The sequence below is a fragment of the Rugamonas fusca genome, from assembly GCF_014042365.1.
Lineage (GTDB): Bacteria > Pseudomonadota > Gammaproteobacteria > Burkholderiales > Burkholderiaceae_D > Rugamonas > Rugamonas fusca.
Genome location: NZ_JACEZS010000084.1, coordinates 1 through 302, shown reverse-complemented (window position 1 = coordinate 302; position 302 = coordinate 1). Strand labels below are relative to the sequence as shown.

General features: G+C 72.5%; 1 protein-coding gene. It reads left to right on the top strand.

Going from position 1 to position 302, the window contains the following annotated elements:
- On the top strand, positions 1-302 hold a 302-nt coding region (locus tag H3H36_RS26415), incomplete at both ends, for a hypothetical protein (RefSeq protein ID WP_182220995.1).

Here is a 302-nt window from a genome sequence, read left to right as displayed (position 1 = left end):
CGGCGCCTTGAGCACGGCGCAGTTCTCGTCGCTGGCCACGGCCGCCGTGGCCGCCATCGCCACGGCCACCATCGGCGGCCTGAAGACGGCTGACATCGCAGCCCTGAAGACGGCCCAGCTGGCCGCCTTGACGACCGACCAGGTCGGCGCCCTGAGCACCGCCCAGGTGGCCGCGCTGACCACCGGCAGCATCGCCGCCATGAGCACCGACCAGGTGGTGGCGCTGACCTCGAACCAGGCCGCCACCCTGTCCACGGCCCAGGTGGCCGCGCTGTCGACCAACGACGTGGCGGCCATGGAAA